The organism is Parvibaculum sp. (assembly GCF_035325945.1).
Classification (GTDB): Bacteria; Pseudomonadota; Alphaproteobacteria; order Parvibaculales; family Parvibaculaceae; genus Parvibaculum.
In genome coordinates this window covers 12,990-34,834 of record NZ_DAOKYX010000009.1, presented here as the reverse complement: position 1 = coordinate 34,834, position 21,845 = coordinate 12,990, and the positions used below count along the sequence as shown (strand labels likewise).

Sequence of the window (21,845 nt, the reverse complement as noted above, 5' to 3'; positions counted from 1 at the left end):
TCAACCTTGCGCGAGCGCTTTTGCGCGCCGCGGGCCGATCATCCCCGACATCCACGAGAAACGCAGGGCCATCGCGGCCGCGCAGGCGATGAGCCCGAGCACGAAAGCGATCCACACACCGAGCCCTTCGAGGCCAAGACCGAAGGCGAGGAACAGCGCCGACGGGAACCCGATGAGCCAGTAACTCGCGCCATTGATCCACATCGGGGCCTGCGCGTCCTTCAGCCCGCGCAGCGACAGACCGAACGTCACCTGCAGGGAATCGAAGAGCTGGAACGCCGCGCCCATGCGAAGAAAGATGACCGCATGCTCGATCACATCGGCATTGGCCGGATCGCTCGCATCGACATAGAGCCCGACGAGTTCGCGCGGAAAGATCGCGAAGGCAAGCCCCGTCACCGTCATGAAGGCGATCCCCATCACGGATGCCGTGACGCCCGCGATGCGAACGCGCGGCATGTCCTTCGCGCCCGCCGCCAGCCCCACGCGAACGGTCGCCGCCGTTGCAACGCCGAGCGGCACCATGAAGGCGAGCGCGCAGGCATTGAGCGCGACCTGATGCGCCGCCACCGATGCCGTGCCGAAATATCCCATCATCAGCGTGCCGGCGTTGAAGAACATCGCCTCGAAAATCATCGACATGCCGATCGGCATTCCGAGCCTGAAGACCTCGGTGAATTTCGACCATGACGCGCGCCCGAAGCGATGGAAGATCCGGTAGCGCGAAAGTTCCGGCGAGATGAAGACGGCCGCAAGCAGCGCGAAGAAGCTGAAGGCGAAGGAAACCGCGCTGGCAATGCCCGCGCCGAGAAGGCCGAGCCTGGGCGCGCCGAAATGGCCGAAGATCAGCGCATAGCCGAGCGCCGCATTGAAGGCGACGGTGAGCCCCATGACGACGAGCGGCGCGCGCGGGCGGCTCAGCGCATTCGCATAGGCGCGCAGCACCTGAAAGCCCAGCGTGAATGGAAGACCCAGCAGAAGCAGACGCACGAAAGCTCCGGCATCGGCGCTGAGCGCCGCCGGTTCGCCGACGGCGAGCAGCATCTGCTCGGTGAAGGCAAGAAAGAGCATCATGGGCGGCGACATGAGAAGGATCGCCCAGAACGCCATCCGCACACTCGCGCGCACTGCAGGCGCGGCGACGCGCCGCTCGCCGAGCGTATGGGCGATCATGGGCGAAACCGCGACGGCCGGCCCCATGCCGAGCAGCCACATCGCATAGAAAAGGCTGAGGCCGAGCGCGGACGCGGCGAGCGCCTCCTTGCTGTAGGCGCCGAGCATGAGGATGTCGATGGTGCCGACGCCCATCTGCGCGAGCTGCGTCACGACGATGGGCCCGGCAAGGCGCATCAGCGCACGCGCTTCGACGAGCCAGACGGGCGAGGCCTGCGGCGATGCCGGGATTTCGGCGGAAGTCTTCAGCAATGAATTGGTCATGGAACGGGCTTTGGTCTGTGAGCCCGGGAACGGCTAAACGGTGAGGCCGATACAAAAAACCCCTCCGAAGCATTCACCAGGCTCGGGAGGGGTGGGATCCTTGGATCAGCGGACGGCTAGTCCGCGCGCTCCTCGCGAGTCGTCGGCGCACACGAGCTATCGGCAACGCCGAAACGCTCTCTCCGTGCTGTGGTCATCGACTGATCCATGGTGCCGCTCGCGTCAGCGCAGGCCCGTGCCTGCAAGGATCGCGATGGTTACGCCCCGCTCCGAAGCCCGTCAATAGATGGAGAGGGATTATGTCCGAAGGGGCGCGATCGGCCGCGCGCCTGTGACCCGGCCGACACACCACGCCCTTGCCATCCCTGTGACATGAAAACGGGGAGAGCATTGCTCTCCCCGCCATGTAACGCATGCAATGCGGATGCGATCAGTAGCCGACGCCACCGCTGAACCAGGCGCCGCCATTGGTGCTGACGACCTGCTCGCCCCGGTCGGCCTTGCGGATCATGACTTCCGCGACGCCCTGCCTGCCATTGCCTGCCATATCGGCGACGCTCGCCCCGCCCTGACGCGGTGCGCAGGCGAGCATGCCGTTCGATCCATGCCGCAGCGCCTCGCCCTCGCGGCATTCGATGACATAGCCGCCCGTGTAATCCAGAACCTTCTGGCCCTCGGCGCCGGCCATCCGGCCGATGGTCGTGACGAGCATGTCGCCCGCAACGCAGTGGAACACCTCGACATCGTCCGTCGCGCCGATCTCGCGCATCGGCGTGCTGAAGCGCGCCGCTTCCTCGAGGCCCTTCGCGCTCACGCAGACGCCCTTCACCGGCTTCATCGCGAGCGCGCCGCGAACGACCACATCGAGGCTTCCCATCGGCGTCGCCTGCGGCGCGGCCACATAGTAGCTGCCGCCGCCACCACCCGAACCGTTGCCATTGCCGATGCCGAAGCCGCTGCCGCCCGACCCGCCGCGCCCGGCGCCCGAAGCCCGCGCCGCGACACCGGCGGCAAGGTTGGCATTGGAATTGGCGTTCGCATTGGCGATGGCGGAGGCGCTGAGATTGACGCCCGTATTCACCGTCACGTTCACGTTATTGGTGTTCGTATTGATGTTGGTATTCGTGTTCGTATTGGTGTTCGTGTTCTTGTTGTAGTTCTTGTTGTAATTCTCGTTGTGGTTCTTGTTGATGACGGTGCCGCCACCGTGCCCACCGCCATGATGCCCGCCGCCACCATCATCGCAGCCGCAATCCTCGGGCGGCGGAGGCGGAGGCGGCGTCTCGCAGCCCCCGCCGCAAGCCTGCGCCGGCGCGGCTCCCGTGAGCCCGTAGAAGCCGACGCTCATGACGAACGCCAGGGCGACCGTCGCGAAGAAGGGGGTCGATTGTTTCATCCTTGCACTCCTGGCCCGCAAGGGCACGTTCTCATGCGCCGCTAGGGCGCGCATGCCCCATGAATGCGAAAGCCATGCCGCAACGACACCGCATCGACGGGCCGGAACCGCACACGGACGAAACCGCAAGCGCGGGAACGCACTAACCCCTTGAAGCAGGCATCATTTGCCAAAATCCCTCGCCGCTCCCTCCGATGCCCTCGACCGGAGGCCGCCGATGCATGGCACGCTTTCTGCTGTGCTGCCCCATGTCGGCTGATTGCCACGCGGAAGCTGTATCGCGGCGGAACGCAAGGCCCTCAGAGGGACAGATCACAAGGCCGACCCAAAACGGGACGGCAGGCTTCGATTGAGTTAGCATTCTCGCAAGGGGGCAATCCCTGCGGCTCGCGCCGCCAGGGATGAGGGGGAGACCCCGCCGGGCGAGAAACCGCGCGGCAGGGGACGAAGAGAATGAAACACAAGACCATTCAGGCACTGTTCGACTACTGGAACACCATTCGCGCGGGCCGTCCCGCTCCCTTGCGCAGCGAGATCGAGCCGGGCGCGATCAGGCGCGTGTTGCCCTATGTCTTCATCCTCGAGCGGCAGAGCGGCGATGCCTTCTCCTTCCGCCTCGCGGGCACCGGCCTTTGCAGCGTCTATGGCATGGAGTTTCGCGGCCACAACATCCTCTCCATGTGGCAGGACGAATGCCATGAAAGCCTGAGAGACGCGCTCCACGCCGTCACGCGCAATGCGAGCGCCGCCATCGTCGAATATACCGCCACCACCAACGACCACCGCGAGGCGACCTTCGAGATGATCCTGCTGCCGCTCGCGCAGGACAATGGCGCCATCACGCGCGTCCTAGGCGCCGCCGTGCCGGTCGATCAGTTCGCGTGGATCGGCGAGCGCCTCTTCGCCCGGCAGTGGATCGACCGCATGCAGATCGTCGATCCGGAACGCATGCCCCGCCGCGAGCGCGCCATCGAAACAGCCCGCCGCATCGTGCGCGAAAAGCCGCCGGTGATTTCGAACCCCATCGGGAATTTCGCGCATCAGCGCCCGCCGCTGCGGGGCGAGCGGACCTATCTGCGCCTCGTCAAGGTGGTCCAGACGGGCGACGAGCGCAAATAGAACCGGGCAAGTCCGAAACGAAAAGGCCGGCGACGGGTTTCCCCCTCGCCGGCCTTCTTCATTCGTATGGGTCGAGGCGGCTCAGGCGGCCGCGCCCCGACGATCTTCCGCAATCGTCACATTTTCGGGCGCAAGCATCGCGCGGCCGAGAATGTCGTCCGAAATCTTCTCGGCGATCATGATGGTCGGCGCGTTGGTGTTGCCGCCGACAAGGGTCGGCATTACCGACGCATCGACGACGCGCAGGCCTTCGATGCCGTGGACGCGGCACTTGGCATCGACAACCGCCATCGGATCGTTGCCCATCTTGGCCGTGCCGACCGGGTGATAGATCGTCTCCGCCGTCTCGCGGACCCAGGCGTCGATTTCCTCATCGCTCTGCTTGTCCGCGCCCGGCCAGAACTCCGGCCCGCGATAGGGGTCCATCGCCCGCTGCGCGAGAATATTGCGCACCATGCGCACGCCGTCGCGCATCACGCGGCGGTCGGTCTCGGCGGCGAGGTAGTTCGGCTGAATGAGCGCATGATCGGCCGGATCGGTCGATTTGATCGACACATAGCCGCGGCTCTCCGGACGAAGCTGGCAGACATGGACGGTGAAGCCGTGACGATCGGACTTGAGGCGCGCATGATCGCGCATCATCGCCGCCACGAAGTGGAGCTGGATGTCCGGGATTTCGAGTTCCGGCCGCGTCTTGAGGAAGGCGCCCGATTCCAGACCGTTCGATGTCGCAAGGCCGCTCTTGAAGAAAGTGTACTGCATGCCCGTCAGGATCTGGCGGAACGGGTTCATCTGGCTGTGCAGCGTGATGGGCTGCTTGCACTCCGCGATGACCGTGCAGTCGAGATGGTCCTGAAGGTTCTGGCCGACGCCCGGCAGATTGGCCACGACATCGATGCCGAACTTCTGCAGCGTGTCGGCCGCGCCGATGCCGGAGAGCATCAGCACCTGCGGCGTGTTGACCGCGCCGCCCGACAGAATGACCTCGCGGGCGGCCTTCACCGTCTTGCGCTGCCCGTCCTGAACATATTCGACGCCGACGGCTTTCTTGCCATCGAACAGGATGCGCGAGGTGAGCGCCTTGACCTCGACCTTGAGGTTCGGCCGCTTGAGCGCGGGCACGAGATAGCCGACAGCCGCGCTGCAACGCTTGCCGTCCTTGATCGTGAGCTGATAGGGGCCGACGCCCTCCTGCTGCGGGCCGTTGAAGTCATCCGTATAAGGATGTCCAGCCTGCTTTCCTGCCTCGACGAAGGCATCGAAGAGCACATTGGTCTTGCGCGCATTGCTGACGCCGAGCGGGCCGTCGCCGCCATGGAAGGCGCTGTCGCCGTTCTCGTTGCCCTCGGAGCGGCGGAAATAGGGAAGAACGTCGGCGAAACCCCAGCCTTCGAGGCCGAGCTGGCGCCAGAGATCGTAATCGCGCGCATGGCCGCGAATGTAGATCATGCCATTGATGGAGGATGAGCCGCCCAGCACCTTGCCGCGCGGCCAGAAGAGCTTGCGGTTGTTCAGATGCGGCTGGCCTTCAGTATAATAGTACCAGTTGACCAGTTCGGTACCGATGAGCTTGCCGACGCCGGCGGGCATATGAATGAGGAAGTTCGAGTCCTTCGCGCCCGCTTCGAGCAGCAGAACCTTGTTCTGCGGATCCTCGGAAAGGCGATTCGCAAGGACGCAGCCCGCGCTGCCCGCTCCGATGATGATATAGTCGAAATCACTCATGATGTTTCCCGGCTGCTTCCTGATTGTTCGAGCCGTCGAGGAGGCGTGTGCTGGCGCCCATCCGTTCCAAGACATCCGCCTGGCGCCCGCCTTGCCCTCGATGGTCTGATTTTCGGTGAATAGTCAGCAATCATGAAAGCTGACGCAAGCGTCAATTTTGCTCGAAGCCGCCAAATCGCAGCAATTGCAAGAAAATCTGCCCCCAATCGGGCGTCTGCGATAAATTTTCGTTAACCCTGCCCCCCTATTCTTCATAATCGCAAGCGCCCTATTTCACCATTGGCGCGGAAGGCTGAGCGAAGAAGACATGAGCGACCAACACGAACGTCGGCGCTATCCGCGCGTTCCGGTGAGTGTGAAAGGGCGTTTCCTGGCGCCCGATGGGGCCGAGCATGCCTGCTCGATCCGCGACATGTCGCTTGCGGGTATCGCGCTCATTTCCGAGGTCGAGGTACCGCTGGGCTCGCACCTCATCATCTATCTCGACGATTTCGGCCGCTTCGAGGGCCCGGTCGTCCGTCACTTCGACGATGGCTTCGCCATCGAGACGGCCCTGACCGGCCCGCGCCGCGACCGCGTGGCCGAGCGCCTCGCCCTCTATGCCAAGGGCGGAGAACAGGCCGCCGCCGAACGCCGCCGCATTTTCCCGCGCTATGCGCCGCAGGACGCCGGGATCGAGGAAGGTTCCGTCCTCACCCTGAGCGACGGGCGGTCGGCCCCCTGCCGTATCGTCGACATGTCGCTCGGCGGCGCCAATGTCGCGACCGAGCTGCGCGCCCCTATCGGCATGAGCGTCTCGATCGGGCGCATGAACGGCCGTATCGTCCGGCACACGGTCGAGGGCATCGCGATCGAATTCACCGACATGCCCGAGCGTGTGAGCGCCATCTCCCGCCCCTTCGGCTGACACCGAATTCCGCACCGTCTAGACTGCGATTCCAAACGCGAGTCAGACCGGAGCGGGGCCATGGGCGACCAGATACTGAAGTACGAACTGCGCGAGAATGTTGCCGTCCTCACCATGGATGACGGCCGCGCCAATGCGCTCGGCCATCCGATGATCGACGCGATCGGCGCCGCGCTCGACCGCGCGGAAAGGGAAGCCCGCGCCGTTCTCCTGCTCGGGCGCGAAAACCGCTTCTGCGCGGGTTTCGACCTCAAGGTCATGGCATCCGGCCGGGAGCATGTGACACCGCTGGTGACGGCGGGCGCGAACCTGCTCCTCAAGCTCTACACGCACCCCCTGCCCATCGTCATCGGCTGCACGGGCCACGCCCTGGCCGCGGGCGGCCTTCTGCTTCTGTCGGCGGATCTTCGCATCGGCGCCGAGGGCGATTTCAAGATCGGCCTGCCGGAAGTCGCCATCCACATGACCTTGCCGATCTTCGGCATCGAGCTTGCGCGCGACCGCCTTGCTCGCAATCACTTCACGACGGCGGTGACGCAGGCGCGGGTCTACAATCCCGTCGAAGCGGTGCAGGTCGGCTATCTCGACCAGACGGCCCCTTCCGGCACTCTGGCCGAGGTTGCCTTCGCCCGCGCCAGCGAACTCGCCGGCCTCCCCCAGCCGGCTTTCCGTAACACCAAGCTCAAGGAGCGCGCGGCCACGGTGAAGCTCATCCGGGACACGCTCGACGACGATTCGCGCACCTTCGACGGCGCTGCCAGTTGACGAGGGGCCGAATTTTCTGGTTCATCGCGGACCTTGGAGTTCACGAGGCGCTGGGGGGCGACAGATGGATATCCGGAGGTTTGACATGCGGTTTCCGAGACTCACACGGATGAAGGCTCTCCCCCTCGCCCTGCTTCTGGCCATGGGTGTCGCGGCAATGCCCGGCACGGCCAGGGCCGATTGCAGCCAGACGAGCACAAACGGCATACTCGGCGGGCTCGGCGGCGCCGTGGTGGGCGGCCTTCTCGGCTCCACGATCGGCGGCGGCTCGGGCAAGACGCTGGCGACCATTGGCGGCGCGCTGGCGGGCGGCCTCATCGGCAACAACCTCGCCACCCAGCTCTCCTGCCAGGACCAGAACTATCTGGGCAACAGCACCGTTCGCAGCCTCGATTCCGGCCAGCCCGTGAGCTGGCGCAATCCCGATTCGGGCACCTATGGCGACGTGACGCCGGTTCGCAGCTACAACTCGAACAACGGCCAGTACTGCCGCGAATTCCAGCAGACGATCTATGTCGGCGGAAAGCAGGAACGCGGCTATGGGACGGCCTGCCGGCAGCCCGACGGAAGCTGGAAGGTCGTCGGCTGACGCCTTTGCGCCTACCATCCCGCTCGCGACCCCGCGACGCCTGAAAAATTTTCCGGCGTCGCGGTTTTCGCCTCCCTGCCGCATTTCGTCCGCTCAAGGATGGATATGCGCGGACGCATGTCCGCAATTCATTGATTCGAATTGAGGAATTTCGAAGCCGACGGAGCAGCGCGGCCTTCGATAAACTTCAATCAAAATTTGAATCAAAAGGTCATCGTATTTTCATAAAATCCGGCCGACCGGCTTAAGCGCGAAAAAATTCCTCCCTGCCAATCTTTCCCCCGCAGCACGGAAGCATTGCTGCGACAGGATTGTGGGCGGTGGACGTGAGACGGCTTTTCTTGCTCGCGGCGGCGGCAGGCGCGGCCTTCTGGCTGGCGGGATGCCAATCGACGGGCAGCATCGGACATACGGGAAGCACGCGCCCTGGCGGCGCAGCGAAGACGGCTGCCTCCCATATGCCCACGGGCCAGCAGGTCAGCCCGCCCTATGGCTATGTCGCCTTCTGCCTGCGCAACAGGGCCGAATGCGAAGGGGGCACGGACGCCCCCCGCGAAGCCAGGCTTACGCCCGCGCGCTGGGCGGAGCTGAACGACATCAATGACGATGTGAACCGCAAGGTCAGGCAGATCGAAGACAGCGAGAATTACGGCGCCGTCGAATACTGGGCCTATCCCAATTCGCGCGGTGGCGACTGCGAGGATTTCGCCCTTCTCAAGCGCAGAACGCTCATCGAGCGCGGCTGGCCGGCCGAGAGCCTCTTGCTGACCGTCGTGCGCGAACGCAACGGTGACGGCCACGCCGTTCTGACGATCGCCACCGACAAGGGCGATTACATTCTCGACAACAAGATCCGGACGATCCTCGCCTGGAACGAGGCCCCCTACAAATGGGTGAAGCGCCAGTCAACGCGCCGCCCCTATATCTGGGTCACTCTCGATCCCTCGCGCTTCGAGGTCGCGGCGTGGGAAAGCGTGCCGCCGCTCGGCTCGCCGCTGCCCTATGCCGCCGCAAAACCCGCTGGCGGCAATCGGGCGCTGAAAACCGCAAACCCGCTGCGGCCGAGCCTCGCCGACGAAAACGGCGCCCCCGCCTCGCCGCATGGCGGAAAGAAAACGGCGCCGCCGCCGAGTGCTTAGAAGGCGGTTCGCGCCGCCCATTACCCCCGACCGGGTTCTCCCCCCGAGCCCGGTCCTGTCGAGGCCGGTCCTGTCGCTCCCCACACGGCAGGACCGGTATTCGACTTTCTGCCCTCAGCGGCCCTTCCACTGCGGCTTGCGCTTCTCGGCGAAGGCGCGCGGGCCCTCGATCAGGTCTTCACTGCGGAAGAGCGCCGCAACGGAGGGATACTTGCCCGTGACGGCGGCCTGAAGGTTCGCCTCGTCGAGGCCCTGATAGACGGACTCCTTCGACGCGCGGATCGACATGGGCGAGCACTCCATGATGAGCCCGGCCCAGCGCTTCGCCGCCGCCATAAGTTCCGTCTGCGGAACAACCTCGTTCACGAAGCCGAGTTCCTTGCCTTCCTTCGCCGGCACCTGCCGTCCGGTGAGGATCATGCCCATGGCCTGCTTGAGCGGGATCTGGCGCGGCAGTCGGTGAAGCCCGCCCGCCAGCGCCGCCAGACCGACCTTCGGCTCGGGCAGCGCAAAAACGGCGTTCTCCGAGGCGATGATGAGGTCGCAGGCAAGCGCGATCTCGAAGCCGCCGCCCATGGCGACGCCGTTCACCGCCGCGATGACCGGCTTGTTGAGATCGTAACGCGCCGTCAGCCCGGCAAAGCCCGAGGGCGGAACCTCGATCTTGTTGCCTTCGGCCTGATATCTGAGGTCGTTTCCGGCGCTGAAGGCCCTGTCGCCCGCGCCCGTGATGATCGCCACCCAAAGATCGGGATCGGCCGCGAAATCGTCGAAAATCTTCGCCAGTTCGAAATTCGCCGGCGGATGCAGCGCGTTCATGCGCTCCGGACGGTTTATGGTAACGACGAGCAGGTGCCCGTCCCGCTCTGCCTTGCAATGTTCAGTGGTCATACGCTTCCCCATTCTGTCGCCGGCCCACGCATCGCAGGCGCGGGCCACCATTCGCGGGCGACTTTGCCCGCTCGGACAGGAGGCGGCAAGCATCGCGCTGTTGACGTCGCGTTAACGAGAACGTCTTATTGGTCAAGCTGAAAAAGTGTCCCACACTGGGCTGTGCCGATTCGCGTCGGCGTATAGAGCCGGACGATGAAGCAAGTTCATGGATGGCAATGGCTGGACCTGAAAAGTATTCCAGTGCTGGAGCAGCAAGGACCACGCCCGGCGGCGAACGCTGGCTCCTGAAATATGCAGACCGCATATATGGCCCCTACACCTTCGAGGCGATGAAGAGCTATATCGCCGAGGGCCGCGTCATCGCACAAAGCGTGATCGCGCCCGAGGGCTCTGCTCCCGGCGCCGAAGACTGGCAACATGCCGCTTCCATCCCCGCCTTCGCGGATATCTTCGCGGAGATGCAGTCTCCCGCCCCTGTTTCCGACGCCGCCGACGCCTCCGCCGCCGCGCCCGCCAGCGAGCAGCCCGCCGCCAACGAGACCAACGACGCCACGCGGCCGCAGAGCCGCCCCGCCTACGGCTCCTCCAAGGGACAGATCGACCGCCGCCGCCAGCCGGAAACATCGAATTTCATCGTCGTCATGGACATCAAGGCGCGCTATGCGGGCGCGCTCGAGCAGGCGATCATGTCGCTCGGACCTGCCTACAAGCTCGCGCCGAATGTCTGGTGCGTGAACACCAACGGCACGGCGGCCGGCCTGCTGAACGATCTCAGCCAGCATATCGGCAAGACCGACAGCATGTTCATCGTCGATGCGACGCGCGACCGCACAGCCTGGTGCAATTTCGGCCCAGAGACCGACGCGAAGATTCGCCGCGTGTGGCGCCGTCCTTTCTGACATCGCAGGCGAGCACTGCTGCGAGGGTGACGGCATCCCGAAAAGGGTGATAGGCTTCGCGCCATGAGCTACGGGTCTTCGGAGATACTTCTGAAGGCCTTTTTTGTTTCAAACGAACCGCGCGCGGTGCTGCCTCTTGCAATGCGCAGCAAGTCCGGCTCCAGGCGCAGAAAGGCATTGTCCCGTGGCAGCAGGCAACGGAGATACCGTTCGGGTGCATTACACCGGCACGCTGAGCGATGGCTCGGTTTTCGACTCGAGCGCGGACGGCGGCCCGATCGAATTCGTCATCGGCGGCGCGGCGGTCATTCCCGGTTTCGAGCATGCGGTCGTCGGAATGGAGATCGGCCAGTCCAAGACCTTCACGATCCCGAGCGCCGAAGCCTATGGCGAGCGCGATCCGCGCCTTGCGCAGGACGTTCCCCGCTCGCAGCTTCCCCCGGAGCTTGAACTTTTTCTCGGCATGCGGCTGACGGCGAGCAATGGCGATGGCCGTGAAATCGCGCTGGTGGTGACGAGCCTCACGGACGAGATGGCCCGGCTCGATGCAAATCACCCGCTTGCGGGCGAGGATCTGACCTTCGCGATCGAGCTGGTCGGCATCAACTGACCGGCGTTCCCAGCGCCTAGCCGCGAGGGTTCGGCAGCGGAAGCCGGACCCCGCGCCGCTTCGCCGCCAAGAAGGCCTTCAGCGCCAGGGTCTTCGTGCCTGCCTCCTGCACATCGACGATCGTGGCGCGCAAGGAAGGCCGCTCCGCCGCCATCCGCTCCGCGTCCGGCATATCGTCCGGCGCGCGGCGGGAAAGCCCCGCAAGCTCGCGCATGATCGACGAGGCATCGCGCCAGTGAACGATCATCGGCGCGCCGAGCGCGCTCACATCGGCGCATTTCTCGGGCGTCGACTCGCCGCGATTGCACAGAACCGTCTCCCGGACGATCTCGAACTGAAATCGCGCCCGGCGCTCGAACTCGTGAAAGAGCCCGCCCTTCCGCGCCGCTTCCGCGAGCGGCATGAGTGAGGCGCAATCCGTCTGCTGACGGTCTAGTAGCTCGTGCATCACTTCATCAGGCACGGCTTCGCCTTCCAGTGACGCGGCGCAGACCCGCCACAGAATATCGGCCGAGGCATGATCGTAGAGCTGAACGAGGCCCTGGCTGCGCTCATCGAGCGAGGCATAGATGCGCGCCACGTCGCGCGGCGACCAGAGCCTGTACTCATCGACAAAACGCACTATGCCGACCTTCTCCTCCGGGCCGGGCGCTGCGAGGTAGCGGCTCGGCGGAGGCGCGGCCACGCCCTGCTTCATGAAGGAATATTCGCGCGCCTCATCGAGGCTCGCCCTGCCATCGGCGCGCGCCGGCATGAACAGGAACTGTACGCCGAGCGGTCGCTCCTCCATGCGGAAAAACGCGACCCCCGCCGCCGAACCACCGAGCCGGAGCGTGCCCTGAACGCCCTTCTCCGTCCGCTCGCCATTGAGGGCATAGTTCCTGCCGCCAGGCACGCTCAGCCGCCCGACGACGCGCGCGCCCGTCTCCTGAAGGCTGAGCGTCATGCCTGCAGCCGTCGCAATGCCGTTGAAATTGCCGCTGAAGCTCGCGGCCATGGCGCCACGCGCGCCCGCAAGCAGGATGAAGGCGGCGATGAGACCCACCAGAAAGAGTGCAAGCCGCAAGGCTGCAGCCGGCTCGCCGCGCATGGCCACGCGCCGGTCAACACGACCCGCCTTGAACGGCAGCAGCGCAACGAACCTCATCGCCCTAGGTCACCCCACCCCCGCCTTCACCGGAAAGGCTCGAACGCCCGCGCTCACCTGCCCACGAAATTGGGCTCGCGCTTCTCCACGAACGCCTTCATGCCTTCCTTCACGTCCTCCGTCCGCATCAGCGGCAGAAGCTGAAGGAAGACATGATGCACATGTTCCGGGAAAGGTTCGTTAAGACCCATGCGCATCATGCGCTTCGCAGCCTGGATGGCGAGCGGCGCGTTCGCCGCGATCTCGCGGGCAAGCGCGCGGGCGCGCGGCATCAGCTCCTCATCGGCCACGACTTCAGAGGCGAGCCCCCATTCGACGCTCTCCTCCGCATTGAGCGTGCGCCCGGTGAAGATGAGCTTCGCCGCCTTCTCCCAGCCTATCAGGCGCGGCAGAAACCATGTGCCGCCCGATTCCGGCACGAGCCCGCGCTTGCAGAAGGCCGCCGCAAGCTTGGCCGATTTCGCCATGATGCGGATATCGCAGCCAAGCGCCGTGTCCATGCCATAGCCGGCCGCGCCGCCATTGAGCGCGCAGATGGTCGGCTTTTCCATTTCATGGAGCACGGTCGGCGGCGTGTTTCTGAGATCGAGCGTCGTCGAGGTGATACCGCCGCTCAGCAGGCCCGAGCCCTGCGCCTGCGCGCGCAGATCGAGCCCGGCGCAGAAGGCGCGGCCGGCGCCGGTAAGGATCACGACCCGTACATCCTTGTCCGCATTGGCCTCGATGAGGCGCGCGGTCAACTGGTCGAGCATGGGGCCGGAAATCGTGTTCATGCGTTCCGGCGCATTGAGCGTGATGGTCGCGATATGCTCCGATACCTCATAGAGCACTTCCTGCGGCCGCGCCGCGGCCTTCTCTGCGTTGCTCATGGCATTCATCCCTGTTCTTTGTTTTTCGTTCAGCCGATCGGCGTCATTTCGCGCGCATAGCGCTTCCAGTTCTGGACATAGTGATCCGCCGAAAGCCTGAGCGCCGCCGCCTGCTCATCCGTCAGTGTCCTGATGACCCTGCCGGGCGCCCCCAGAACCATCGAATTGTCCGGGATCTCCTTGCCCTCGGCGATCAGCGTGTTGGCGCCGATCAGGCAGTTCTTCCCGATCCTCGTATTGTTGAGGATGATACTGCCGATGCCGACGAGGCTGCCATCGCCGATGGTGCAGCCATGAAGCATGACCATGTGGCCGATCGTGACATTGGCGCCGATCGTCAGGGGCGAGCCCGGATCGGTGTGGAGAACGGAGCCGTCCTGCACGTTCGAGTTCTCGCCAACGGTAATCAGCTCGTTGTCGCCGCGAAGCACCGCGCCGAACCAGACGCTCGCATTGCGTTCGAGCCTGACATTGCCCATGACCTGCGCATTGGGCGCGACCCAGTAGTCGCCCTCCGCCGGCAGTTGGGGCCTGACGCCGCCCAGAGCATAAATCGCCATGCGTTTTTACCTCGATCCTGTTGGTTCATCTTGCCGCGGACTATGCCACGCGCCGGGCCGGGAGACGAGACTGCGCACGGCGGACGCAGCGGAAGGTTGCGCGCGGCCCCGCTATATCCGAAGCTTGGCGCCGATCCGAAGGCTGGGAGCGCAATCGCATGAGGCTTTTTCTCGACGTCCTGATCTTCATTCTGCTGGTGCCGGTTCTCTTCATGCTGGCCTATCAGAATGGCGTTCTCGACGGCTATGTCTCCGACGACCTCATCCCGGCCGACCCCTTTATCAAGGCGGAACTGGCTCAGACGACGAGCGGATCGGACCTGAGCCGGCGTATCGACAAGGCGCTCGACGAGGGCGCCTTCGACGATGCGGTCATGTATGCCGACATCGCGGATTACATGGGCTCGGCCATCGAAGCGGGCACGGCGGCGCGGCTCGCCCGCGAAAAGGCGCCCGGCCGCACGGCGCTTCGCAACACTGGCAGCTTCTTTGAAGGCTTCATCACCGGCGAGGGCGGCGACACGGCTTCCTTCATGGGCGCGATCACCTCCGATCTCACCGTCGTCGGCGATCTGCGCGACATCGGGGTCGAGGGTACGAAGCTCGGCAATGGCGAGGAATATTCCCGGCTCGTGCTCGGGCTTTCCGTCGTCGGCCTCACCGCGACCGCCGCGACGGTGGCGACCGGCGGCAGCGCCATCCCGGCCCGCATCGGCGTTTCGCTGCTCAAGGTCGCCCGGAAAGCCGGAACGCTGACGGCGCGCTTCACACGCGACCTGGGGCGTCTCGTCTCTGAAGCGGTGAATTTTGAAAAGCTGCGCGGCACGCTGAGAAGCGTCGATCTCGCAGACAGCGCCGCGACGCGCCACGCCATCGCCGACTATGCGAACGGCGTTTCCATGGCCAAACTTTCTCCGGTGCTGGGCAATGTCGCCGCGCTCGAAAAGACGATCGGTCCGGCCGAGACCGTGCGTCTCATGAAATTCGTGGAGACGACCGACGATCTCGCCAATGTGACGAAGATGAGCGGCAAGCTCGGTACGAAGACACGCGGCATCGCGGAACTTACCGGCAAGACCAGCCTGCGCGCCTTCAAGACGGTCGCAAACCTGATCCTCTGGGCACTTGGCTGGGGCTGGGCGCTGGCCGCGGCCGTGGGAGCCGCGTTCCTTGGCTCGCTTCGCCGCCGGTTCCGGGCGCGAAGCGTCAGCTCGCGAGGATGATGCTGAGCAGAAAGACACCGGACAGGAAGCTCCACATCATCGCGATCAGGGCGGAAAGCAGAAGCCAGGCCGGAGGGCGATGTTCGAAAACCTGGGCGCGCAGCGCATTGCGCAGAATGACGTTGGGACCGGCGAATACGAGCGTCACTACCCCCCCGATCTGACCGAACAGGCTGTCGGACCAGACCTGAAAGCTCGGCGGCTTGCGCGTGACCAGACGGTAGAAGCTACCCGTCAGGCCCGCCGCGACGAAGCCCGTAGCCACAGAAAAGAAGAACGCCAACCAATCTGACATCGATAGCCCCATGCAAACCTTGTCGCGCCACGCCACTCGAATCTGCACAGATGAATGCGCGCCGAATGTCGCAATGCGTTCCCTCCGAACGCCATGCCACCAATTTCGCAAGGCCCGTACCACCGGCGCGGGGGCAAGTTCCGGGCAAGGAATTTTTTATATATTTCAAGCTATTAGCCAGGTATCCGGCAGGCCGCCACAGGCGCGCCCCGCGCCGCTCGTGCCGGATTGCGCCGCCCTTCTGTGCCAGCGCGAAACATCGGCGGGGGCCTGATCGCGGCGCCCCGATTGCGGTGTCCGAGCGCGCCGCTAAGATGCATCCGAAACGGGGGAGTGAGAGCGATTGGCACGGCAGAAGCAATCCGGCGGCGAACTCGTCCATGAACGTCCGGCCTGGATTCTTCCGGTCCTGGTCGCGCTTGCGGTCCTGACCCTGTCCTCGGTCTTCCTCTATTACTATTTCGGCCCCACACCCGCCGAGATCCTCGGCCGCGATCCGCGCGCAAGCGCTCTCACCCGGCGCATCGAGGCGGTGGTCGGCGGCACGCGCTTCCTCATTCCGGAAAATTACACGCGCTATCCCGCGCAGCGGACCGGCGGGGCGCAATCCGAAATCTCGATGCACACGCTCCTGCCGGATTTCGCGCCCTATACGCCGGAACGCGATCAGGAATTTGCCGACAATTCAGCGGAATCGGCGACGCTCTATTTCACGCTCCACGGCGCGAAGAACCTGCTGCCCGCCGAACGCCGCCTGAAGGAAATCTATTCAAAATATCTCGTCTCGGAGAAACCCGAGAAGGATGCGACGGGGCTCGAGAAGTTCAGCTTCAGGCAGGATTCCGGCTATCGGGATCAGGATTTGCTGGTCGGCGAAAATAGCGACGGGCGCCTTGTGCTTCTCATCTGCGAGCGGCAGACGGCACTCAATGCCAGCCCGAACTGCACACGCACTCTTCTGCTTTCGCAGAACCTCGCGCTCACCTATCGCTACAAGCGCGCGCATCTGGCCCAGTGGCAGCGGACCGATGAGCTCATGATCCGCCTCGTGGCCTCGTTCGAGGCGCCGGGCCTGCCCAGCGACCTCGAAGGCACGATTACCGATTGACGATCAATCGGGCAGGTCGATGTCGAGGATCGCCATCTGGAAGGCGTAGGAAACCTCGCCGTCTTCTTCGTCGCGGAAAATGACGCCGATGAATTCATCGCCGATATTCACCTCGGCGGAGTCGTCCTTTTGCGGCCGCTTCGTGACCGTGATCGAAGGAAGACGGAACTTCTCACGCAGATAGGCTTCGATGCGCTTGATTTCGTTCTTGTCCAAGTCCGTCTCCAATCCTCGTTTCCTGCGCCGGCGAGCCCGTACGGACGCGCCCCGCATAGCGAGGTTTTAGCCGCTCGCGCGTTCGCGCGCAAACCATGATCGGGCCTGCCGGGACGCGGAAGCGAACGCAAGCGGCGTCGTCCGGCTTCTGCGTCGCTTCGTCCGATTGGAGAAGGCGCGCGCCCATGCCATGTTTCAGGCACGCAGGAACATTTCGAGGAAACGCGGATGCCGCGTCGCTCGTTCAAATGGCTGACGCTTTTTACGATCCTGCTCACGGCGAGCGCGATCTTCGCGCTTCTCCATGGCTCGACGGCACACGGCAAGGGAGCGAACGCCCCCGCCATCACGGCGGCGTTCACCCACCCCCGATAAGCGCGACCTAGCGCGTCGTATAACCGCCATCGACGACGAGTTCGGCGCCGGTGATGAAGGACGACTCGTCCGACGCGAGAAACAGCACCGTATTGGCGATCTCGTCCGCGACGCCGAGCCTGCCGATGGGGTGCAGCATGGTCAGGAACTGGATCATCTCATTGCCGCTGACGGGCATGCCCGACATGCCTCTGTCGACGACGCCGCGCACCATCGGCGTGTCGATATAGCCGGGATGCACCGAATTGACGCGGATGCGATAGCCCGCCTCCGCGCATTCGAGAGCGGCCGCCTTGCTGAGAAGCCTCACGCCGCCCTTCGCCGCATTGTAGTCGCTGGCATTGGCGGAGCCGACAAGGCCGAGGATCGAGGAAATGTTGATGATGGAGCCCGATCCGCCCTTCGCCGTGGTTTTCTTGATCGTGCGGATGCCGTGCTTGCAGCCGAGAAAGACACTGTCGAGATCGACGGCGAGCGTATGACGCCATTGTTCGAGCGTCTTGTCCTCGATCGGCCCGCCTTCGGGCGCGATGCCGGCATTGTTGACGAGAATGTTGAGCCCGCCGAAACGGTCCTCGGCAAGCTTCGTCACCTGCTCCCACTGGCTCTCATCGACGACATCGTGCCGCATGAAGATCGCCTCGCCGCCGAGGCGCTGGATCTCGGCCGCGACAGCCTCGCCGCCCGCTTCGTCGAGATCGCTGCAAACGACCTTGGCACCCTCGCGCGCCAGCGCCTTCGCGCTCGCGGCACCTATCCCCTTGGCCGCGCCCGTGACGATTGCGACCTTTCCCTGAACCCGTCCCATAGAAGCCTCCGCTTATCGTGCTTATCGTTTTGCGGGCATTCTGACCGTACTCGCCAGTTCCGCAAAGAAGGAAAGCGGCGCCCGGCCATGCTATAGAGCCTGCGACCATTCCAACCTTCAGGGAAAGCCAATGGCCGTCGCCTATCTGCTTCGCTACAAGACTTCGCAACCCTCGGACATTCTGACGCAGCTGCGCGCCTACAAGGAACGCGAGCTCGACCGCTCCCCCCGCCAGGGCTTCCGTCTGGCGCGCCTGCTCACGGCCGCTGACGGCAAGAGCGTCGCCTTCTATAGTGAGTGGGACGATGCGGACGCGCTCGAGGATATGCGCGACTCCGTTCCGTGGGAGGCGTGCATCGACCTTGTCGACATTCACGCCGACGCAAGTGAAGAGACGGTGTTCGAGATCGACTGACGCAACAACCCGCGAGATTTCATGCCCGCGCAAGACTATCCGTCCTCCTACTATGTCGCGACCGCCAAGGGCGTTCCGGCACTCGGTCCGCTGAACGGCGACGAAACGGCGGATGTCTGCGTCATAGGTGCGGGCTTCACGGGCCTTTCCGCCGCGCTCCACCTTGCCGAACGGGGATATTCCGTCACCGTGATCGAGGCGGAGCGCGTCGGCTGGGGCGCGTCGGGCCGCAATGGCGGACAGCTCGGCTCGGGCCATCGCAAGGACCAGCGGACACTCGAGGAAAAGCTCGGGCTCGAATGGGCCCACCGCCTCTGGTCGCTCGCCGCCGACGGCCTCGCCACGGTGAAGGATCTCATCGCCCGCTACGAGATCGACTGCGACCTCAAGCCGGGCGTGCTTCATGCCGCCTGGAAACACGGCGAAGCCGCCTGGTTCCAGGACGAAGTCGACCATATGGCCCGCGAATATGGCTACCATATGCTTCGCTTCGTCCCGCGCGAGGAAATGCGCGAGATGGTCGACACCGAGCGCTATCACGCCGGCATGCTCGACATGGGCGGGGCCCATCTTCATCCGCTGAATTTCTGTCTGGGACTTGCGCGCGGCGCGCTGGCGAAAGGCGTGCGGATCTACGAGCACACCCCTGCGCTCGACATTTCGCGCGCCGATCCTGCCCGTGTGCGAACCCCGAACGGCACGGTGATGGCCCGGCATGTCATTCTCGCCTGCAACGCCTATCTCGGCTCGCTCGCACCGGACATTGCCGGGCGCATCATGCCGGTCAACAATTTCATCGTTGCAACGGAGCCGCTGGGCGAAGCGCGGGCGCGCTCCCTCATCCGCGACGATGTCGGCGTGCAGGACACGAAATTCGTCATCGACTACTACCGGCTCTCAGCGGACGGGCGAATGCTTTTCGGCGGCGGCGAGAATTATTCCGGGCGCCTCCCATCCAACATTGCCGCCTTCGTGCGGAAGCCAATGCTCCGCGTCTTCCCGCAACTGGCCGATGTCCGCATCGACTATGCCTGGAGCGGCACTCTCGCCATCACCATGTCGCGCATTCCGGATTTCGGCCGCCTCGCGCCGAATATTCTTTATGCGCAGGGATTTTCAGGCCAGGGCCTCAACATCGCGACACTGGCGGGCAAGCTCATGGCGGAAGCAATCGCCGGGCAGGCCGAACGCTTCGACTGGATGGCCGATGTCAGGGTGCCGAACTTCCCCGGCGGAACGCTGCTGCGCTATCCGGGGCTCATCGCGGGCGTGCTCTGGTACACGCTGAAGGACCGCCTGCCCTGACATGATCGAATGAAAGACGGCGCGCGACCCGTTCACGGGCCGTCACCCCGGACTTGATCCGGGGTCCACTCCATCGGCGCGGGAGGCGATGAGCCTCAGATCCCCGCGCCGCCCTCGCCTTCGTCGATGATATGATCCATCTCGTGGCTCGGCTTGTCGCAGCCTGCGCAGCCGACGATCTTGGCGGGCACGCCGACAGCCGTGCAATGCGGCGGCACGTCATGCAGCACCACGCTGCCAGCGCCGATGCGGCTGTATTCGCCGATCTGGATGTTGCCCAGCACCTTCGCGCCCACGCTGATGAGCACGCCGCGATGGACCTTGGGGTGGCGGTCGCCGGATTCCTTGCCGGTGCCGCCCAGCGTCACGGCGTGAAGCATCGACACATCGTCGCCCACCACGGCCGTCTCGCCGATAACGATGCCGGTCGCATGATCGATGAAGACGCCGCGCCCGATCTTCGCCGCGGGATGAATATCAACCGCGAAGAGATCGGAAATCCGGTTCTGCAGATAGAGCGCCATCGCGCGCCGACCGTTCGTCCATAGCCAATGCGCGATGCGATAGGCTTGCAGCGCGTGATAGCCCTTGAAGAAGAGCAATGGCTGCACATAGGAATGGCATGCCGGGTCGCGTTCGTAATAAGCGACGATGTCGACCCGCGCCGCCTCGCCGATCTCCGGCGCCGACTTCAGCACATCGTCGAAAATCTCGCGAAGCTGCATGGCGCGAACCTCGACGTTTCCGAGCTTCTGCGCCAGATGATAAGCGAGCGAGGAATTGAAATGCCGATGATTGAGCACCGTCACATGGAGAAAGCTCGCAAGAGCCGACTCGCTCTGCGCCATTTCCTGCGCTTCCGTCCGCATCCGGTCCCATACGGGATCGTAAACGGTGAGTGCATCCGCGGCATTCCGCTCGACGGGCTGTGACATGCGGCGTTCCTTACTGGCCTCACCCGGTTCGGGCGGGCCCCTTTCCTACGCGACAGTCCGGTAAATTAGCACACGGATTCCGGTAAGGTATAGTTTCAACTGCGACGCGGGACGGGCCACTGTCACTGCTCCGGCCCGGTTTCGCGCAGGCGATGCGACTCGATCCCCGCAGCGCATGCCGATGATATGGCCCCGCACCGCCGGAATGTAAGGGAAATTCGTTCATGCCTTTTGCGAAAATCGGCGACCTGGAACTCTACTACGAGCGAATGGGGCAAGGGCCAAGGCTGCTCTTCATCTCCGGCACGGGCGGCGATCTGCGGCTCAAGCCCAATGTCTTCGACGGCCCCCTGCCCAGGCATTTCGACACGCTCGCCTACGACCAGCGCGGCCTCGGCCAGTCCTCGAAGCCCGATCGCCCCTACTCCATGGCCGAATATGCCGAGGACGCGGCGCGATTGATGGAAGAAATCGGCTGGGGTTCGGCCCTCGTCATCGGCGTTTCATTCGGCGGCATGGTCGCGCAGGAACTCGCCATCAACCATCCCCATATGGTCGAGGGGCTCGTGCTTGCCTGCACAACGCCGGGCGGCGCGGGCGGCTCGTCCTACCCCTTCCACACCATCGAGCATCTGAAGGGCGAGGAGCGCGCGCGCCACATGATCCCGATCTCGGATCGCCGCCACGACGCGGCCTGGGCCGCCGCGCATCCCGAACAATATGCAAAGATGGTCGAGCTTGCCGCCGCCGATCCGCATGCGGATGAACCCGGCATGGCGGCTGGGCGCCATCGCCAGATCGAGGCGCGGGCCAGGCACGATACATGGGACCGCCTCGACCAGATCCGCTGCCCCACCCTTGTCTGCGCCGGGCGCTATGACGGTATCGCTCCGCCCGAAATCGTCGGCGCCATGGCGAACCGCATCCGCGGCGCGGAACTGCGCCTCTTCGAGGGCGGCCATCTCTTCATGCTTCAGGACCGCGAGGCATTCCCTGCCATGATCCGCTTCCTCAAGGGCGAGGAATGAAGCGCGGAGAACGCGCTGGCGCCGCCGCCAGGACTTGATTAATGTGCTACATTAAACCTTGAGCGAGCGTGGGAGAAGAGC

At 64.4% G+C, this 21,845-nt stretch carries 24 protein-coding genes; 13 read left to right on the top strand and 11 right to left on the bottom strand.

Translation table 11 applies throughout. From position 1 onward, the window contains the following. Complete coding sequence (locus PKA57_RS06730; RefSeq protein WP_324298805.1) at window positions 1–1,437, bottom strand: MATE family efflux transporter; 1,437 nt, start codon at window positions 1,435–1,437, stop codon at window positions 1–3. Between the two features lie 430 nt (window positions 1,438–1,867). Then, window positions 1,868–2,833, bottom strand: coding sequence for a hypothetical protein (locus PKA57_RS06725; protein ID WP_324298803.1), 966 nt, complete (start codon window positions 2,831–2,833; stop codon window positions 1,868–1,870). A 453-nt stretch (window positions 2,834–3,286) separates the two neighbouring features. Here PKA57_RS06725 and PKA57_RS06720 point away from each other — a divergent pair, with 453 nt between their 5' ends. Next, window positions 3,287–3,952, top strand: a complete 666-nt coding sequence (locus tag PKA57_RS06720; protein ID WP_324298801.1) for a PAS domain-containing protein — start codon at window positions 3,287–3,289, stop codon at window positions 3,950–3,952. A gap of 81 nt (window positions 3,953–4,033) precedes the next feature. On the opposite strand, the gene PKA57_RS06715 is transcribed toward PKA57_RS06720, so the two are convergent. Then, window positions 4,034–5,677: a choline dehydrogenase gene (locus PKA57_RS06715; protein ID WP_324298799.1), complete on the bottom strand. Its 1,644-nt coding sequence runs from the start codon at window positions 5,675–5,677 to the stop codon at window positions 4,034–4,036. Between the two features lie 307 nt (window positions 5,678–5,984). Between PKA57_RS06715 and PKA57_RS06710 the strand changes: the two genes are divergently transcribed. From PKA57_RS06710 to PKA57_RS06695, 4 genes are all read left to right on the top strand, one after another. Further along, window positions 5,985–6,584, top strand: coding sequence for a PilZ domain-containing protein (locus PKA57_RS06710; protein WP_324298797.1), 600 nt, complete (start codon window positions 5,985–5,987; stop codon window positions 6,582–6,584). 60 nt (window positions 6,585–6,644) lie between these two features. Then, window positions 6,645–7,349, top strand: coding sequence for a crotonase/enoyl-CoA hydratase family protein (locus PKA57_RS06705; protein WP_324298795.1), 705 nt, complete (start codon window positions 6,645–6,647; stop codon window positions 7,347–7,349). Window positions 7,350–7,434: 85 nt separating this feature from the next. After that, window positions 7,435–7,938: an RT0821/Lpp0805 family surface protein gene (locus tag PKA57_RS06700; RefSeq protein WP_324298794.1), complete on the top strand. Its 504-nt coding sequence runs from the start codon at window positions 7,435–7,437 to the stop codon at window positions 7,936–7,938. A 326-nt stretch (window positions 7,939–8,264) separates the two neighbouring features. Then, window positions 8,265–9,077 carry a transglutaminase-like cysteine peptidase gene (locus tag PKA57_RS06695; protein WP_324298793.1) on the top strand — a complete coding sequence of 271 codons (813 nt, stop codon included), beginning with the start codon at window positions 8,265–8,267 and terminating at the stop codon, window positions 9,075–9,077. A 114-nt stretch (window positions 9,078–9,191) separates the two neighbouring features. On the opposite strand, the gene PKA57_RS06690 is transcribed toward PKA57_RS06695, so the two are convergent. After that, complete coding sequence (locus tag PKA57_RS06690) at window positions 9,192–9,968, bottom strand: enoyl-CoA hydratase-related protein (RefSeq protein WP_324298792.1); 777 nt, start codon at window positions 9,966–9,968, stop codon at window positions 9,192–9,194. A 218-nt stretch (window positions 9,969–10,186) separates the two neighbouring features. Here PKA57_RS06690 and PKA57_RS06685 point away from each other — a divergent pair, with 218 nt between their 5' ends. Then, entirely contained in the window at window positions 10,187–10,870 is a 684-nt protein-coding gene (locus tag PKA57_RS06685) for a hypothetical protein (RefSeq protein WP_324298790.1), read from the top strand. 184 nt (window positions 10,871–11,054) lie between these two features. Then, the gene (locus tag PKA57_RS06680; protein WP_324298788.1) at window positions 11,055–11,480 is read left to right on the top strand and encodes a peptidylprolyl isomerase; all 426 of its coding nucleotides are present in this window, start codon (window positions 11,055–11,057) and stop codon (window positions 11,478–11,480) included. Window positions 11,481–11,496: 16 nt separating this feature from the next. Here PKA57_RS06680 and PKA57_RS06675 read toward each other — a convergent pair whose 3' ends face one another. From PKA57_RS06675 to PKA57_RS06665, 3 genes are read right to left on the bottom strand one after another with little or no spacing between them, the layout of a single operon-like run. Continuing rightward, window positions 11,497–12,627, bottom strand: coding sequence for a hypothetical protein (locus PKA57_RS06675; RefSeq protein ID WP_324298785.1), 1,131 nt, complete (start codon window positions 12,625–12,627; stop codon window positions 11,497–11,499). Between the two features lie 53 nt (window positions 12,628–12,680). Then, the gene (locus PKA57_RS06670; RefSeq protein ID WP_324298783.1) at window positions 12,681–13,496 is read right to left on the bottom strand and encodes an enoyl-CoA hydratase-related protein; all 816 of its coding nucleotides are present in this window, start codon (window positions 13,494–13,496) and stop codon (window positions 12,681–12,683) included. A 29-nt stretch (window positions 13,497–13,525) separates the two neighbouring features. Next, the gene (locus PKA57_RS06665; RefSeq protein WP_324298781.1) at window positions 13,526–14,056 is read right to left on the bottom strand and encodes a gamma carbonic anhydrase family protein; all 531 of its coding nucleotides are present in this window, start codon (window positions 14,054–14,056) and stop codon (window positions 13,526–13,528) included. 158 nt (window positions 14,057–14,214) lie between these two features. Here PKA57_RS06665 and PKA57_RS06660 point away from each other — a divergent pair, with 158 nt between their 5' ends. Then, a complete protein-coding gene (locus PKA57_RS06660) occupies window positions 14,215–15,279 on the top strand; it encodes a hypothetical protein (RefSeq protein WP_324298779.1) in 1,065 nt (354 codons plus the stop codon). Here the strand turns inward: PKA57_RS06660 and PKA57_RS06655 are convergent. Continuing rightward, window positions 15,263–15,610 (bottom strand): hypothetical protein, encoded by a 348-nt coding sequence (locus tag PKA57_RS06655; RefSeq protein ID WP_324298777.1) that lies wholly within the window; start codon window positions 15,608–15,610, stop codon window positions 15,263–15,265. The genes PKA57_RS06660 and PKA57_RS06655 overlap by 17 nt on opposite strands. 307 nt (window positions 15,611–15,917) lie before the next feature. Here PKA57_RS06655 and PKA57_RS06650 point away from each other — a divergent pair, with 307 nt between their 5' ends. Continuing rightward, on the top strand, window positions 15,918–16,682 hold the full coding sequence (locus PKA57_RS06650; RefSeq protein ID WP_324298775.1) for a hypothetical protein: 765 nt from the start codon (window positions 15,918–15,920) through the stop codon (window positions 16,680–16,682). Between the two features lie 3 nt (window positions 16,683–16,685). Here the strand turns inward: PKA57_RS06650 and PKA57_RS06645 are convergent, their stop codons facing one another. Continuing rightward, window positions 16,686–16,898 (bottom strand): DUF3126 family protein, encoded by a 213-nt coding sequence (locus PKA57_RS06645; RefSeq protein WP_324298773.1) that lies wholly within the window; start codon window positions 16,896–16,898, stop codon window positions 16,686–16,688. A 228-nt stretch (window positions 16,899–17,126) separates the two neighbouring features. Between PKA57_RS06645 and PKA57_RS06640 the strand changes: the two genes are divergently transcribed. Then, window positions 17,127–17,273, top strand: a complete 147-nt coding sequence (locus PKA57_RS06640; RefSeq protein WP_324298771.1) for a hypothetical protein — start codon at window positions 17,127–17,129, stop codon at window positions 17,271–17,273. A 7-nt stretch (window positions 17,274–17,280) separates the two neighbouring features. Here the strand turns inward: PKA57_RS06640 and PKA57_RS06635 are convergent, their stop codons facing one another. Next, window positions 17,281–18,081 carry a glucose 1-dehydrogenase gene (locus PKA57_RS06635; protein WP_324298769.1) on the bottom strand — a complete coding sequence of 267 codons (801 nt, stop codon included), beginning with the start codon at window positions 18,079–18,081 and terminating at the stop codon, window positions 17,281–17,283. Window positions 18,082–18,211: 130 nt separating this feature from the next. Between PKA57_RS06635 and PKA57_RS06630 the strand changes: the two genes are divergently transcribed. Then, the gene (locus PKA57_RS06630) at window positions 18,212–18,496 is read left to right on the top strand and encodes a hypothetical protein (protein ID WP_324298767.1); all 285 of its coding nucleotides are present in this window, start codon (window positions 18,212–18,214) and stop codon (window positions 18,494–18,496) included. A gap of 21 nt (window positions 18,497–18,517) precedes the next feature. Beyond that, window positions 18,518–19,801 carry an FAD-binding oxidoreductase gene (locus PKA57_RS06625; RefSeq protein ID WP_324298765.1) on the top strand — a complete coding sequence of 428 codons (1,284 nt, stop codon included), beginning with the start codon at window positions 18,518–18,520 and terminating at the stop codon, window positions 19,799–19,801. A gap of 95 nt (window positions 19,802–19,896) precedes the next feature. Here the strand turns inward: PKA57_RS06625 and cysE are convergent, their stop codons facing one another. Next, window positions 19,897–20,736 carry a serine O-acetyltransferase gene (gene cysE / locus PKA57_RS06620; RefSeq protein ID WP_324298763.1) on the bottom strand — a complete coding sequence of 280 codons (840 nt, stop codon included), beginning with the start codon at window positions 20,734–20,736 and terminating at the stop codon, window positions 19,897–19,899. 224 nt (window positions 20,737–20,960) lie between these two features. Here cysE and PKA57_RS06615 point away from each other — a divergent pair, with 224 nt between their 5' ends. Further along, window positions 20,961–21,764 (top strand): alpha/beta fold hydrolase, encoded by an 804-nt coding sequence (locus PKA57_RS06615; RefSeq protein ID WP_324298761.1) that lies wholly within the window; start codon window positions 20,961–20,963, stop codon window positions 21,762–21,764. The last annotated feature ends 81 nt before the right edge of the window (window positions 21,765–21,845 follow it).